Source organism: Endozoicomonas sp. ALC020 (assembly GCF_049275935.1).
In the GTDB taxonomy this organism is placed as follows: domain Bacteria; phylum Pseudomonadota; class Gammaproteobacteria; order Pseudomonadales; family Endozoicomonadaceae; genus Endozoicomonas_A.
The window spans coordinates 2,596,962-2,612,294 of record NZ_CP184830.1; the positions used below are offsets into that span (position 1 = coordinate 2,596,962).

The 15,333-nt window shown below is 47.6% G+C and carries 14 protein-coding genes; 7 read left to right on the plus strand and 7 right to left on the minus strand.

From position 1 onward, the window contains the following. Positions 1-99: 99 nt before the first annotated feature. Complete coding sequence (locus tag ACOJUO_RS09225) at positions 100-483, plus strand: hypothetical protein (protein ID WP_422136435.1); 384 nt, start codon at positions 100-102, stop codon at positions 481-483. After that, positions 467-922 (plus strand): hypothetical protein, encoded by a 456-nt coding sequence (locus ACOJUO_RS09230; RefSeq protein ID WP_422139611.1) that lies wholly within the window; start codon positions 467-469, stop codon positions 920-922. The genes ACOJUO_RS09225 and ACOJUO_RS09230 overlap by 17 nt, the downstream gene beginning before the upstream one ends. On the opposite strand, the gene pdxA is transcribed toward ACOJUO_RS09230, so the two are convergent. After that, on the minus strand, positions 817-1,821 hold the full coding sequence (pdxA, locus tag ACOJUO_RS09235; RefSeq protein WP_422136437.1) for a 4-hydroxythreonine-4-phosphate dehydrogenase PdxA: 1,005 nt from the start codon (positions 1,819-1,821) through the stop codon (positions 817-819). The two genes, ACOJUO_RS09230 and pdxA, sit on opposite strands and share 106 nt — an antisense overlap. Before the next feature lie 112 nt (positions 1,822-1,933). Further along, on the minus strand, positions 1,934-2,692 hold the full coding sequence (locus ACOJUO_RS09240; RefSeq protein WP_422136438.1) for a DeoR/GlpR family DNA-binding transcription regulator: 759 nt from the start codon (positions 2,690-2,692) through the stop codon (positions 1,934-1,936). A 170-nt stretch (positions 2,693-2,862) separates the two neighbouring features. Here ACOJUO_RS09240 and ACOJUO_RS09245 point away from each other — a divergent pair, with 170 nt between their 5' ends. The 5 genes from ACOJUO_RS09245 (at position 2,863) to ACOJUO_RS09265 (ending at position 8,032) form a co-directional block, all read left to right on the plus strand. Further along, positions 2,863-3,501 (plus strand): paraquat-inducible protein A, encoded by a 639-nt coding sequence (locus ACOJUO_RS09245; RefSeq protein ID WP_422136439.1) that lies wholly within the window; start codon positions 2,863-2,865, stop codon positions 3,499-3,501. Then, the gene (locus ACOJUO_RS09250) at positions 3,498-4,151 is read left to right on the plus strand and encodes a paraquat-inducible protein A (RefSeq protein ID WP_422136440.1); all 654 of its coding nucleotides are present in this window, start codon (positions 3,498-3,500) and stop codon (positions 4,149-4,151) included. The genes ACOJUO_RS09245 and ACOJUO_RS09250 overlap by 4 nt, the downstream gene beginning before the upstream one ends. Continuing rightward, positions 4,148-6,451, plus strand: coding sequence for an MlaD family protein (locus ACOJUO_RS09255; protein ID WP_422139612.1), 2,304 nt, complete (start codon positions 4,148-4,150; stop codon positions 6,449-6,451). The genes ACOJUO_RS09250 and ACOJUO_RS09255 overlap by 4 nt, the downstream gene beginning before the upstream one ends. A gap of 130 nt (positions 6,452-6,581) precedes the next feature. Further along, the gene (locus ACOJUO_RS09260; protein ID WP_422139613.1) at positions 6,582-6,971 is read left to right on the plus strand and encodes an acyl-CoA thioesterase; all 390 of its coding nucleotides are present in this window, start codon (positions 6,582-6,584) and stop codon (positions 6,969-6,971) included. Then, positions 6,971-8,032, plus strand: a complete 1,062-nt coding sequence (locus ACOJUO_RS09265) for a patatin-like phospholipase family protein (protein WP_422139614.1) — start codon at positions 6,971-6,973, stop codon at positions 8,030-8,032. The genes ACOJUO_RS09260 and ACOJUO_RS09265 overlap by 1 nt, the downstream gene beginning before the upstream one ends. Positions 8,033-8,129: 97 nt before the next feature. Here ACOJUO_RS09265 and ACOJUO_RS09270 read toward each other — a convergent pair whose 3' ends face one another. The 5 genes from ACOJUO_RS09270 to ACOJUO_RS09290 all read right to left on the minus strand — a co-directional run bounded on the left by ACOJUO_RS09270 (position 8,130) and on the right by ACOJUO_RS09290 (position 15,126). Then, complete coding sequence (locus tag ACOJUO_RS09270; RefSeq protein ID WP_422139615.1) at positions 8,130-9,344, minus strand: hypothetical protein; 1,215 nt, start codon at positions 9,342-9,344, stop codon at positions 8,130-8,132. A gap of 389 nt (positions 9,345-9,733) precedes the next feature. Beyond that, positions 9,734-10,924: a hypothetical protein gene (locus tag ACOJUO_RS09275; protein WP_422139616.1), complete on the minus strand. Its 1,191-nt coding sequence runs from the start codon at positions 10,922-10,924 to the stop codon at positions 9,734-9,736. Positions 10,925-11,150: 226 nt separating this feature from the next. Then, positions 11,151-12,167, minus strand: coding sequence for a hypothetical protein (locus ACOJUO_RS09280; protein WP_422136446.1), 1,017 nt, complete (start codon positions 12,165-12,167; stop codon positions 11,151-11,153). Positions 12,168-12,732: 565 nt separating this feature from the next. Then, entirely contained in the window at positions 12,733-13,923 is a 1,191-nt protein-coding gene (locus ACOJUO_RS09285) for a hypothetical protein (protein WP_422139617.1), read from the minus strand. Positions 13,924-14,157: 234 nt separating this feature from the next. Further along, positions 14,158-15,126 carry a hypothetical protein gene (locus ACOJUO_RS09290; RefSeq protein ID WP_422139618.1) on the minus strand — a complete coding sequence of 323 codons (969 nt, stop codon included), beginning with the start codon at positions 15,124-15,126 and terminating at the stop codon, positions 14,158-14,160. Positions 15,127-15,333 lie beyond the last annotated feature (207 nt).

Genomic DNA, 15,333 nt, shown 5'->3' on the forward strand with positions numbered 1-15,333 from the left:
ACTTCAGGGCTGAAGAGAAAAAAACCGGACTTTGGTCAATTGACAGGTCAGGAGGTCGATATTTCTCTGGTCCTTTACCCATGAATGGAATCAGACCGGATGAATCAAGACAGGAAGGGTGAGGTATTTTCGGGGCTAAGTGTCTGCAAAAAACGCCTGGCAACGGCCATATCGGCGGTGATGGCTCTGACCTGTGAAATAGCCTATTCCAGACAGATTGTGACCAGCAGCGAAACCATTGAGCCTAACCAGATCATTCAGGCCTTGCCTGAAGATGAAACCGCTATTGAAATTCGCAATCCTTCTGGCAAAAGCGTGCTTCTGATTGAGGGACTGGTTTTGAATCCGGATACCGATGGCAATGCACAGTCTGCTGTTCGATACATTGGCCCGAGTTCCGGTTTTCTGCTCTGGCTGGGCCCAAAAGGCGAGATAAGAGGGGAAGGACAGTCAGACGGCATTCTGATTGACGCAGGTCAGTAGCCCGACTCTGAAAATCCTCATTGGACTGAGAGGAGGAGCAGTCAGTGATATCTCGGGAGTAGAGCAGATCATTGTTTATGATCATGGCAGAGACGTGGATGATGCACCTGTTCTGAAAGGCAATATCCTGCAAGGCTCCAGTATCGAGCGTCCCGATTTGTTCATAGAAGGGCCGTTGAAGATTGTTAATGATGCCACCACTGCACAGACGCTGGATGTGGATATTCAGCAATCAGGCAATGGACGTTTGATTATTTCTTTACCTGAAAATGCAGAGACAAGCGCCCCTGTTGTGGTCACCGGGCAGGTTGATTTTGGTAGTTCGCCCGCTATTCAGGTTGTTCCCACTGGTGAAACCTTTGTCAGATATCGGATTGCCACTGCGATGGCCTCGGCCATACTGATGGCAGAAGCAACGCCTTTCCCGGCAATGTCGTAGGCAGTGCCATGATCTACTGAAGTTCTCAGGAAGGGTAAGCCGCAGGTGATTGAAATGGTTTTATGGAAGTCCACCATTTTGGTCGCAATGTGTCCCTGATCATGATAGAGCGAGATGACAGCATCAAACTTTCCATTCAGAGCCTGATAAAACACCGAGTCAGCAGGCAGGGGACCGGACACGTTCAACCCAAGCTGCTGTAGTTCAAGAACAGCAGGCCTGATTTCTTCCTGCTCTTCATGTCCAAACAGTCCGTTATCTCCACAATGAGGATTTAACCCGGCTATAGCCAGATGGGGGGTCTCAATACCCAGAGATTTCATGGCATCAACCGCTTTTTGAGCACATTGAATCAGGTGATGTCGGGTGACGTAGTCACAGGCCAGCTTGAGAGACAGATGTCGTGAAAGAAAAAAGACTTTCAAGCCCGCAACCTCAAATAAAGTGAGTGGGTTCTTGCTGTTTGTCAGCTCGGCAAGAATCTCGGTGTGTCCTGCCTGTCTGATATTAGCCGCGTCCAGGGACATCTTATTAACAGGGGGCGTTACCAGAGCCTGGGCCTGCCTCTCCAGAGCCAGTTGTGTTGCCAGTTGAATACAGTCGTAGGCCATCTTTCCTGCGGCTGGGGAAACTCTGCCCGGCTCGACACTTTGAGGAGGGGCAGGTGGCTCAAGGACATTGAGAATACCTGTCCGTGGATCAATATCCGAACAGGCCTCAACAGAGTTGATAGTAAGAGGCGAAGCGCTGATCGAAATGGCTTGCTGAAGAATCTCCACGTAGCCGACGACCAGCAATCGACAGGTATTGGAGAAGTCATTGGTTAAAAGTGCCTTTATCAGGATTTCCGGGCCAATTCCGGCCGGGTCACCCATTGGAATACAGATAAGGGGTTTCATCACTCACAGCAACGTCTGGCTGGACTCAGTCTGATTGATAGCTGTGAGTTTAGTCCATGCAATCAGGAAGAACATGCCATCCTATTCAAAGTATAATTGCATTGTCGTGCAGTCAGGAGCGGATGATATTACCACCTGCCTCGCTGATGGCCGCCAGGCTCTCATCATCGAAACGGCTGTCTGTGATAATGGTATCCAGCTCATTCAGCTGACAGATGGTTTTCATGCTGGAAGCGCCAAACTTGCTGGAGTCTGCCAGCAGTACACTGCGGGCTGCACGTTCCAGCATCTTGCGACGAATAAAGTAATGGTCGGTAGACGCAGTAGTCATACCGTGTTGCAGACTCCAGCTGTTGGTTGCCAGAAAGGCAACGTCAGCATTAATGCTGTCCAGGAAGGACAGGGCCGTTGTGTCACAGTGAGCCTTGGTAATGGCACTGACCAGTCCCCCCGTCGTGTAGACCTTGGCGGTTGAAGAGTCTGACAATTGCAGAGCAATTTTCAGGTCGGGCGTAATAATGGTGACCTTCATGCGCATCAACAGCTTGGCCAGGGCCATGGTACTTGTGCCAGCATCCAGCAGAATGATCTGTCCTTCCTTAACCAGATTGAGGGCCTCGTGAGCAATGGACTTTTTCTCTTCAATGTTGACGGCGTTCTTCTTTTCGTAGGGGATATCCTCCATAAGGAAGCTTTTAGATACCGCACCGCCATAGGTGACGCGCAATTTGTCTTCCTGCTCCAGGGTTCGTATGTCGCGACGAATAGTCATCTGGGAAACATCGAATTTCTCCGCCATCTCTTCGATGTTGGCACAGCCTTTCTCTTCAACATAAGACAAAATGTGCTCTCGACGCTCAACGGGAAGCATACCTGGACCTCTTGAATCATTGTGTATCTGTTATTAACGCCTCTCAGGGAGCTCTGGGGCGTAGTACTGGTTCGTGCTGCCGATATAGAGACAAGGCAATCAGAACAGCTAAAATTCACTGGCAGATTATATGGCAGAATTTGTTCAGTTTCTTCCCCAGATATACCTATATGGTTAAAAAAGAGACGAGTTTTGATTCAGGCATCAGGCTTTGTCCTGACTGTGATCTGATGATAAATACCCCGGTCTTCAATCATGACCCGGCCTGTCGGCAGCAGGCTGTATGCCCCCGATGCGGCTGTGTGCTGGAGTCTCACCGCCCTGCAGGTATCCAGAGTTGTCTGGCTCTGGTTGTGACTGGCTTAATTCTGTTTATACCGGCCAATTATTACCCTGTTCTATCCATGGATATTCTGGGAAATGAGCAGCAAAGCACGATTTGCGGAGGTGTTGCTGCTCTCTATCAAGGGGATTATGGTGCTATAGCTTTGCTGGTGCTCCTGTCTGCCATACTGATTCCTCTGTTTCGCCTTTTGATTCTGCTTAAAATCATTGTATCTGCCATCACTAGCCGGGGGCGCAGAATATCCAGAAGTTTGCTGAGACTTTATACCCGCCTGCAAGAGTGGGGCATGACGGAAATCTATTTTCTGGGTGCGCTGGTCGCGGTCATCAAACTGGCAGATATGGCCAGCGTGCAGATAGGTACAGGGTTATATTGCTTTGCCGGACTAATGCTCTGCGAACTGATTATTGCCCAGAACCTGAACGAGCATGAGATCTGGACAATGCTGGGAGAGGATGAATGACTGCATCGGATTCGGAGCAACCTGGCCCGATGTCCAGCGGTGCTGATTGTGGGATAAAACTCTGTCTGGATTGCCACAGGGTTTGTCAGGCAGAAGATGTCCGGTGTCCCCGTTGTGGCAGTAAAGTGCGATCCAGAAAAAAAGACAGCCTGTCCCGTTGTTGGGCTCTAACCCTCACCGCCGCGCTGCTCTACATACCTGCAAACATGCTGCCGATAATGATCGTAAGTCGTTTTGGGCGCAGCAGGCCGGATACGATCATGTCGGGGGTTATGGAACTGATACATCATGGTATGGCACCCATTGCGCTGCTGGTTTTTACAGCGAGTATCCTGGTCCCTTTGATGAAACTTTTGGGCATGGTATGGCTGCTGGTTTGTGTGCATACAAGAAGGATCAACCCGGGTCGTCAGACTGCCTTGTATCGATTGATTATCTGGATTGGCCGCTGGTCCATGCTGGATATTTTTATTATTTCCCTTCTCGTCGCACTGGTGCAGTTCGGGCACCTGGGCACTGTCACGGCGGGTCCTGCGGCTTTTGCGTTTGCTGCAGTGGTGGTGTTGACCATGTGCGCGGCAATGAGTTTTGACCCCAGATTGCTTTGGGACCGGTCAAGGCCGTTCAGTCTGAAAGGAGATCAACAATGAGCGATGAAAAGATCGCTGTGAACTCTGATCTGAAAGAGCGTCGTCGTGTTCCGGCTATCTGGCTGCTGCCCCTGATTGCTCTGATGATAGTTGCCTTTCTGATTTGGAGAACACTTTATCAACACGGTCTGGAAGTTCACGTTCATTTTGACAGTGCCAAAGGCATGCAAGTAGGCAAAACAGAAGTCAGGTACAACGGTTTGGCGGTAGGTAAAGTTGCTCGAATGACCATGACGAAAGACCTTGAAGGTGTCGATGTCGAGCTGGAAATGGATCGGCAGATGCAGAAATATCTCAGAGATAACAGTCAGTTCTGGCTGGTTCAGCCCCAACTTTCTGTAGCGGGCGTGTCCGGTCTGGATACTCTGGTCTCTGGCAACTACATCGCTTTTAAGCCCTCCGAGAAGGGGGAAAGGCAGCTATCCTTCCTGGCGCTGAATTCACCACCCACGCCGGGCATAGAAGAAGGTGGGCTGAGCCTGGTACTTCAGGCTGAGGAGTTGTCCTCTGTGCAGGAGGGAAGTCCGGTCTATTATCGCCGTCTGAAGGTTGGCGAAGTGACTCGTTACGCTCTCTCCCCGGATAACGAAAGAGTCGATGTCCATGTTTACATCAAACCGATGTTCACTCATCTGGTAAGAAAAAATACCCGTTTCTGGAATGCGGGAGGGGTGGATATTTCCGGAGGTCTGACGCACCTGAAGGTCAGAACCCAGTCGTTGATTTCCATTATCCAGGGCGGGGTCGCTCTTTACACTCCGGAATGGGAGGAAAAAGAACCGAAAGCATCCGATGGCACCCGCTTTCCTTTGTACGACGATTATGACGCAGCGGAAGCGGGAATTCGTATTTCTATTAAGTTCCCTCTGGATGTCGCTCTTGGCCAGGAAAAATCAAAAATACTGTTTCATGGTATGGAAGTGGGCGTTATCAAGAATACGTCGTTTAATGAGGATTACTCAGCCATTATTGCCGAGGCCGTTATTCGTCCTGAAGCCAGGAACATTCTGGTAAAAGGTGCCCGTTTCTGGATGGTGGCACCACAAATAAACCTCAAAGGCATCACCGGCCTGGAGACCTTATTGGCTGGCCGCTATATCGCTATGGATGTCAGTCAGGTTGATATGAAAAATGCCGAACCGGAAACAGATTTTATGGGTCTGGCCACCAAGCCTCCGGCTTCACCATCTTCTCCGGGCTTACACCTTGAGCTCAGGGCTGACTCACTTGAAGGTCTGAATCAGGGTAGCCCTGTCCTCTACAGAAAAATGCCTGTTGGTGAAGTGGAGTCCTACACGCTGGGAAAACAGGAAGTGGTGATCAAAATATTGATCAAGCCCAAATATCAACATCTCGTGAATAAAAGCACGCTTTTCTGGAATATCAGCGGTGTAACTCTGGAAGGTGGGTTGCAGGGATTCAAAGTCAGGACAGGAACACTCAACTCTATGATTTCAGGAGGCATTGCATTTAAAACCCCAAACCCTGATGCAGCCAAAGTTGCCAATAAAACCAGGTTTGTTTTGTATGACGATATTAACCGGGCAAGTGAAACCGGCAAGGTGATACATATTCAATTTGAATCGGCGGATGGCCTTCAGGTAGGTACACGACTGAAGTACAAGGGTCTGGAGATGGGAAAGGTGACAGAACTTAATCTGGATGATGCCAAAAAAGCCATAAAAGCCAGCGTCTTACTCAATGGAGGCGCTGATTGGCTGGCTCGCAAAGGTTCCAGGTTCTGGCTGGTTAAACCTAAACTGGGTCTCACCAACACAGCTCACCTGGAAACCTTGTTGACAGGTCTTTATATCGACGTGTCGCCAGCACGCTCCCAGGCTGCTGCCAAGCGTGATGTTTTTGTTGCAGACCCAAGAGCGCCTGATGATCAGCCTCGTTCTGGTGGTCTGCGTATTCGCTTGGTCAGTGCTCAGCTGGGTTCCATTAAACCGGGTAATCCCGTTTATTACCGGGAGATTCCGGTAGGCGTGGTTACCGGATTCAAGTTGGGTAACCCTGCCAACAAAGTCATTATTTTTCTCAACATCGAAGATCGCTACGCGCCGCTGGTAACCCATAAAAGCCGATTCTGGAATGCCAGTGGCGTGGATTTCAATTTTGGTTTGTTCAGTGGTGCCAGGCTTCGAACGGAATCCCTCGAAGCGGTTCTGGCGGGTGGCGTTGCCTTTGCGACGCCGGAGCAGGGACACAGGGTTGCTCCTGAAACTTCGTTCGAGCTGGCGGATGAACCGCAAGCTGAATGGCTGAAATGGGCTCCTGCCATCGTCTACCCTGAATAGCTCCAGAACGATTATTTGCATCTTTTTCTCATGCAGGCATCATAGAAAACTGTTTAAACAATAATACTGACAGCAGGAAGCCATTGCAGTCTATTCATAGCCAGGTTTCCAATTATAAAGAAGAACACTGATGTACCTGCATACCCTTGCTCCCCGATTTTGTGAGACAGATGCCCTCGGGCATATCAATAACACGGTTCTGCCCGTCTGGTTTGAACAGGCCAGAGAGCCGATTTGTCGTCTGTTTACTCCCGGTCTCGATACAGAAAGCTGGCGACTGATTATTGCCAGAATTGAAGTGGATTATACTGCAGAGCTAAAGTACGGGGCTGACGTCGAGATCAGAACCTGTCTTGAAAAGGTGGGTAATTCATCCATGCATATCCATCATGAAGCCTGGCAGAACAACGTTCTGGCGGCACGTGGCAAGGCGGTGGTGATTCATTATGATTTTGCAGCCGGAAAAGCGACTTCCATTCCTGAAGATATCCGGCAAGCGTTGTTAGAGCACGTTCAGTAATGACTGATGTCTTTGAAATCAGGGCCGGTTCCACAGCTCTGGAAAAAATACGAGATGAAGGTCTTCCCCAGTCCGGTATTGATATCATGCTGGGGGCTTCAGGCGGCCCCAAATGGTTCGTGTTAACAGGTCTGGACAAGTGTCTGATCGGTGAATATTTTAAAGACAGACAGCAGCCCCTGAACCTCTTAGGCACGTCTGCGGGAGCGTGGCGCCTCAGTTGTTATGCTCAGGAAAATGCCCTCGAAGCTCACCACCGGCTTGAACAGGGTTACTTGCTGACAGAGTATTCAATAGAGCCAGATGCTGCGGAGGTCAGCCGAAAGTGCCGGGTTCTGGCCCGGGACATGTTGGGTGAGAATGGAGCAAACGAGATTCTTGCCAATGGGGTCATAAGATTTAACCTGATTGCAGCCAAGAGCCGGGGGCTTATCAAAAGCGATGTGAACCTGAAACAGCTCTCGGGACTCAGCCTTGCAGCAATCGGCAATACATTCAGCCGCAAAACACTGGGGGCTTTTTTTACCAGAACGCTTTTCCATCATCCTGATGCCAATGCTCCGTTCTACAAAATGGACAACCTGCCAACAGAGAGGGTTTCTTTATCCGAAGAGAATATGCTGGATGTCATTATGGCTTCCGGATCAATTCCTCTGGCGATGGAAGGGGTGCGGAATATTGCCGGTGCCCCGAAAGGTGTGTATCGGGATGGCGGCATCACAGACTACCATTTTGACATGGCATTTCCGAAGGGAGAGGGCCTGATTCTTTACCCTCACTTCTATCAACGAATCGTGCCTGGCTGGTTTGATAAAAGCCTGAGGTGGCGAAAACCGGCCATTGAACACTGTGACAAGCTGGTTTTGGTGTACCCTTCTGAATCCTTTGTCAGCAAACTTCCCTATGGCAAAATTCCGGACAGAACCGATTTTAAAACCTTTTCTTTTGATGAAAGGGTTAAGTACTGGCAAAAAGTCATTAAAGAAAGTGACAGATTGGGAGACGCTTTTCTGGAAGCTATCGAAACAGGAAAGATTCGACAGAAAGTGAAACCTCTTTAAGAAGAGAGGTCAGAATGGCACCGAAAGTCATAGTTTACCATTCAAAGGAATCAGCAGAACAAACGTCTTCTGGCTCCCGAACCTGTGATGATTGCGCTTATTGTTTTATTCCACTATCAACGGCAACTTCACTGACGGGAAGACCAAGATAAAGCGAAGGGTTGTGATAGATTTCACACGATACAGGGCGATCTCCGTCATTCTGAATATACGATTGAGGGCTCATAAAAAAGTGTAAAGATAAATCTGCATTGTGCTCGTTTTCACTGACTACATTCATAATGGCTGTGAGTGCATTCGTTAAATTACTGTGTTGATTATTAAAATGCAGTGGCAGAGGCAGGTGTAGATCATTAAAAAGCATTGCTGGGGTTCCCCATACCAGATGAACATTGGTAGACTCTGAACAGCTGCTGCAAGGATTGAAGGCTTCTGGAATAATAGCTGCAAGCATCACCGGCGTGACTGTGCCAGCGGCAGCCTGATTACCCGCATCGGCCACCGCCATTCGAGTAACGATCAGCTGTATCATATTTCCTTCCTGAATAGCTTGAAAAACAGCAGTAAGATCGAACATCAGTGAGGCGTTATGAAACTCAGCAGTGAGTAGGTGAGTCATTCCCATATATGACAGGTCCGGCCATTGAGATGGGTCTATTTTCGCCGCTCTTTCACGAGACAATGCTTCTACCCTGACATGGATTGGCGTCTTTAACATTACTGTCTGTCCGGCTCCCGCAGTACGCGCTGCCAGATACATTTTTTCCAGGAACTTCATCTGCTTTTGCTTCTGCTCCACCATCTCAAATAGCTTTGGCAGACGTTCCTGATCCCCCTCATCCAACGTAAAATTGACATGATCTATCTCTCTGAGATTGCTCATATCTACAAGATTAGAAGCAATTAGCTCAGCCAATCCCTTGGTAGATGCATCGCCATCTTCTTCTGTTTCTGCACGCTGGATAGCATCAATAACCCTGCCTCGGACTTTAACCTTGACAATCAACGAATCACCATTTTCACCCTTCTCTACTGACGAGAATCTATAGGGTATCGGATCAAACGCCTCGGGATCAGGTATCTCAGAGTTCGTTGCTCCGGTGGTGTTTTTAGCTGCAGAGCTTTTTATATCTTCATCAGCAGAGGATGACGGAGCAGAAGGAGGTGAAGTAGAGTTCCCGGAATCACAGGTTCGGCAGAAAAGCTCTTTGCCGCACCTCTTACAGGTACAGGGGGAAGCCAGCACTTGCGCGCTAAGTAACAAAACAAATAAAGAAAGCCATCTCGATTGATGAATAAAATAATGATGCATATCCCAATTCGCCCTTAATAAAAAAACGAATATGAGCATAGACTAAAATTTTGCACTGCAAGCCAGGGCATTTCTTAAAGAAAGGCAAGCTCAGACCAAACCGATAATATGACAGCTCGCCCAGGATCAGAGGTCAGTTTATGATGCGGTCAAACCGCACTGTCAGAATCAGCAGAACAAACGTCTTCTGACGCCTGAGTCTGTGATGATTGCATTTATAAGTACCTAACCAGTTGGTTTCACATATTCTGGACGGCGGCTTTTTCCATCCTTCTGCGTTCCAACTCTGGTTGCGTAGCTATGGCTACGCGCCCGCCGTTGCGCCTTGAAGGATGAAAAAATCCACTCGCAAGAATATGCGAAACCAACTGGCCAGGTACTTAGTCTTGTTACATCTTCGCTGAAAATGCACTATCGGGAAGATTACGATTAATCGAATGTTCGATATCGGGGATTGATGATAGAGGATCTTCGTTATTCTGAATATACGTTTGAGGAGCCACAAAAAAGTGTAAAGATAAATCAGCATTTTGCTCGTATTCACTGGCCACATTCATAATCGCTGTGAGTGCATCCATTAAATCATGTTGATTAAAACGCAGTGGCGGGGGCAGGTTCTCATCATGATAAATCATTGGCAGGGCTCCCCATACCAGATGAACATTCGGAGACTCTGCTTGATCACGGCGCTGAGTGGGGTCTTCAATAAGAGCTGCAAGCATCACGGGCGTGACTGTGCCAGCGGCAGCCTGATTGCCCTCATCTGCAGCCGCCATTCGGGTAATGATCAGCTGTATCATATTTCCCTCCTGAATAGCCTGAAAAACAGCAGTAAGGTCGAACATCAGTGAGGCGTTCTGAAACTCAGCAGTGAGCAGGTGAGTCATTCCCATATACGACAGGTCCGGCCATTGAGATGGGTCTATATTCGCGGCTCTTTCACGAGTCAGAGCATCTACTCTTTCATGGATTGTCCACCTTCTATACGTTATTGCTCGTTCGTCTTCTGCACCAAGCGCTGCCAGATACATTTTTTGCAAGAACTCGATCTGCTTTTGCTTTTGCTCCACCATCTTAAATAGCTTTGGCAGACGTTCCTGATCCCCCTCCTCCAACTCAAAATTAACATGATTTATCCCTTTGATGATATTGCGCATATCTACAAGATTAGAAGCCATTTGCTCAGCAAATGCCATGGCACATGCATCGCCATCTTCTTCTGTTTCCGCCCTTTCGATATCATCAATAGCCCAGTCTCTGATTTTAAATTGAACTATCAACGTGTCATCATTTTCCCTCTTTACCGACAAGAATCTATAGGGTTTCAGATATAACTCCACGGAATTAGGTGTCTCAGAGTTCGTTGCTCCGGTGGTTTTAGCTGCAGAGCTTTTCATGTCCTCATCAGCAGAGGATGACGGACCAGAAGGTGGAGAAGTAGAGTTCCCGGAATCACAGGTTCGGCAGAACACCTCTTTGCCGCACCTCTTACAGGTACCGGGTGCAGCCAGCACTTGCACGCTAAGTAACAAAACAAATAAAGAAAGCCATCTCGATTGATGAATAAAATAATGATGCATATCTCAATTCGCCCTTAATAAAAAAACGAATATGAGCATAGACTAAAATTTTGCACTGCAAGCCAGGGAATTTCTTAAAGAAAGGCAAGCTCAGACCAAACCGATAATATGACAGCTCGCCCAGGATCAGAGGTCAGTTTATGATGCGGTCAAACCGCACTGTCAGAATCAGCAGAACAAACGTCTTCTGACGCCTGAGTCTGTGATGATTGCATTTATAGTCTTGTTACATCTTCGCTGAAAATGCACTATCGGGAAGATTACGATTAATCGAATGTTCGATATTGAGGATTGATAATAGAGGATCTTCGTTATTCTGAATATACGTTTGAGGAGCCACAAAAAAGTGTAAAGATAAATCAGCATTTTGCTCGTATTCACTGACCACATTCATAATGGCTGTGAGTGCATTCATTAAATTACTATGTTGATTATTAAAATGCAGTGGCAGAGGCAGGTGTATATCATTAAAAAGCATTGCTGGGGTTCCCCATACCAGATGAATATTCGTGGACTCTGAACAGCTGCTGTAACGATTGAAGGCTTCTGGAATAATAGCTGCAAGCATCACCGGCGTGACTGTGCCAGCGGCAGCCTGATTGCCCTCATCTGCTGCAACCGTTTGAGTAATGATCAGCTGTATCATATTTCCTTCCTGAATAGCTTGAAAAACAGCAGTAAGATCGATCATCAGTGAGGCGTTCTGAAACTCAGCAGTGAGCAGGTGAGTCATTCCCATATATGACAGGTCTGGCCATTGAGATGGGTCTATTTTCGCCGCTCTTTCACGAGACAGAGCCTCTACCCTAAAATGGATTGGCGTCTTTAACATTAGTGTCTGTCCGGCTCCCGCACTGCACGCTGCCAGATACATTTTTTCCAGGAACTCCATCTGCTTTTGCTTTTGCTCCACCATCTCAAATAGCTTTGGCAGACGTTCCTGATCCCCCTCATCTAACTTAAAATTGACATGATCTATCCCTCTGATATTGCTCATATCTACAAGATTAGAAGCAATTAGCTCAGCCAATCCCTTGGAAGATGCATCGCCATCTTCTTGTGTTTCTGCACGCTGGATAGCATCAATAACCCTACTTTGGACTTTAACCTGGACAATCAACGAATCACCATTTTCACCCTTCTCTACCGCCGAGAATCTATAGGGTATCGGATCAAACGCCTCGGGATCAGGTATCTCAGAGTTCGTTGCTCCGGTGGTGTTTTTAGCTGCAGAGCTTTTCATATCTTCATCAGCAGAGGATGACGGACCAGAAGGTGAAGTAGAGTTCCCGGAATCACAGGTTCGGCAGAAAAGCTCTTTGCCGCACCTCTCACAGGTACAGGGGGAAGCCAGCACTTGCACGCTAAGTAACAAAACAAATAAAGAAAGCCATCTCGATTGATGAATAAAATAAAGATGCATATACCAATGCGCCCTTAATAAAAAAACGAATATGAGCATAGACTAAAATTTTGCACTGCAAGCCAGGGCATTTCATAAAGAAAGGCAAGCTCAGCCCGAACCGATAATACGACAGCTCGCCCAGGATCAGAGGTTAGTATGCGGTCAAACCGCACTGTCAGACTCAGCAGAACAAACGTCTCCTGACTCCTGAGTCTGTGAGGATTGCATTTAGTAAGTACCTAACCAGTTGGTTTCACATATTCTGGACGGCGGCTTTTTCCATCCTTCTGCGTTCCAACTCTGGTTGCGTAGCTACGGCTACGCGCCCGTCGTTGCGCCTTGAAGGATGAAAAAATCCACTCGCCAGAATATGCGAAACCAACTGGCCAGGTACTTAGTCTTATTACATTTTCGCTGAAAATGCGCTATCGGGAAGATTACGATTAATCGAATGTTCGATATTGGGGATTGATAATAGAGGATCTTCGTTATTCTGAATATACGTTTGAGGCGTCGTAAAAAAGTGTAAAGATAAATCAGCATTTTGCTCGTATTCACTGACCACACTCATAATGGCTGTGAGTGCATCCATTAAATCATGTTGATTAAAACGCAGTGGCGGGGGCAAGTTCATATCATTATAAATCATTGGCGGGGTTCCCCATACCAGATGAACATTCGGAGACTCTGCTTGATCACGGCGCTGAGTGGGGCCTTCAATAAGAGCTGCAAGCATCACCGGCGTGACTGTGCCAGCGGCAGCCTGATTGCCCTCATCTGCAGCCGCCATTCGGGTAATGATCAGCTGTATCATATTTCCTTCCTGAATAGCTTGAAAAGCAGCAGTAAGATCGAACATCAGTGAGGCGTTCTGAAACTCAGCAGTGAGCAGGTGAGTCATTCCCATATACGACAGGTTTGGCCATTGAGATGGGTCTATATTCGCGGCTCTTTCACGAGTCAGAACCTCTGCTCTTTCATGGATTATACTCCTTGCCATTATTGTCCGTTCGACTTTTGCACCACGCGCTGCCAGAAACATTTTTTTCAAGAACTCGATCTGCTTTTGCTTTTGCTCCACCATCTCAAATAGCTTTGGCAGACGTTCCTGATCCCCCTCATCCAACTTAAAATTCACATGATCTATCTTGCTGTGATTGCCAATAGCTACAAGCTTAGAAGCAATTAGCTCAGCCAATGACTTGGTACATGCATCGCCTTCTTTCTCTACTGCTGCCCGCTCGATAGCATCAATAACACTCTCTCGGACTTTAACTTGAACAATCAACGAATCACCATTTTCACCTTTCTCTACCGACGAGAATCTGTAGGCTGGCAGATAAAACTCTTCGAGATCAGGTCTCTCAGAGTTCGTTGCTCCGCTGGTGTTTTTAGCTGCAGAGCTTTTCATATCTTTATAAGCACAGGATGACGGACCAGAAGGTGTAGAAGTAGAGTTCCCGGAATCACAGGTTCGGCAGAAAAACTCTTTGCCGCACCTCTCACAGGTAAAAGGTGCAGCCAGCACCTGCGCGCTAAGTAACAAAACAAATAAAGAAAGCCATCTCGATTGATGAATAAAATAATGATGCATACACTAATTCGCCTTTAATAAAAAAACGGATTTGAGCATAGACTAAAATTTTGCACTGCAAGCCAGGGAATGTCTTAAAGAAAGGCAAGCTCAGCCCAAACCGATAATATGACAGCTCGCCCGGGATCAGAGATCAGTTTATGATGCGGTCAAACCGCACTGTCAGAATCAGCAGAACAAACGTCTTCTGACTTCTGAGTCTGTGATGGTTGCAGTTATTGTCTTATTCCAGCGTCACAACTGATCAGTGGCAGATCCGCTATCGGGAAGATTACGATTGATCCAATCTTCGATATTGGAGGATGGCAGTAGAGGATCTTCGTCGGGCGGAATAGACGTTTGTGGGATCAAATGAAAGTGTAGAGATGCATCATTATTGTGCGAGTTTTCAGCAACTACCTCCATGGTGGCTGTGAGTACGCTCATTAGGTTTTGTTGATTTACACGCAGCGGCTGCTGGGTTCCGATGAACAGGTGCATATCTGTAGACTCTGCATCACCCTCCGTAGCAGGGTCTGGAATAATAGCTCCATGAATCTCCAGCAGCCTGGTTGTGGCGGCTGCGGCAACCTGATTGCCCGCATCTGCTTCCACCATTTGAGCAGAAATGCTCAGTTGTATCATATCTCCTCTCTGAATAACCTGAAAAACAGAAGCAGGATCCATCGCCAGTTGTGAATTCTGAAACCCGACACTGAGCAGATAAACCTTTTTCATATATGACATGTTCGACGATTTAAATCGGTTTTCTTTCGAGTGTCTCTTACGGATCAAAGCTCTTACCTTTTCATGGATTGGCATCCTTTCTGTCTCTGTAGCTCCTGCACTAAGTTCTGCCTGATGCAGCATTTGCATCATCTCCGGCTGTGCTTGCAGCGGAGCCCACGAGTCCATCAACTCTTTCCACAGCTCCCTGAACTCTAAAATGTTCGTCTTGTCCTGAGCAGGTATCTCATCGTTTGTTGCTTCGGTGGCCTTCTTTTCGGCGGCAGAGCTTTTCAAACCTTCATCAGAGAAGGATGGCGGATCATGGGGTGGAGAAGCAGACTTTCCGGAATCACAGGTTTGGCAGAACATTTGCCCATCTTTACCGGGCTCGCTCTCTTTGCCGCAAAGCTTACAGTGGGTAGCCGACACTTGCAGGCTAAATAACAAAACAGATAAAAAGAGCCATCGCGATTGATGAATAAAATCATGATGCATATCTCAATCCGCCTTTAATAGAAAAACGAATCTGAGCTTAGACTAAAAATTTTCCTTTACAGCCGGAAAATTTCTTAAAGAAAGGCTCGTCCCGTCCGGCCCGATGATTTGAGGGGCTCTTCCGGGAGCGGAGGTTAATTCATGATGTGGTCAAATCACGTCATCAGAACAAACGTCTTCTGATTCCTGAGTCTGTGGTGATTGCAC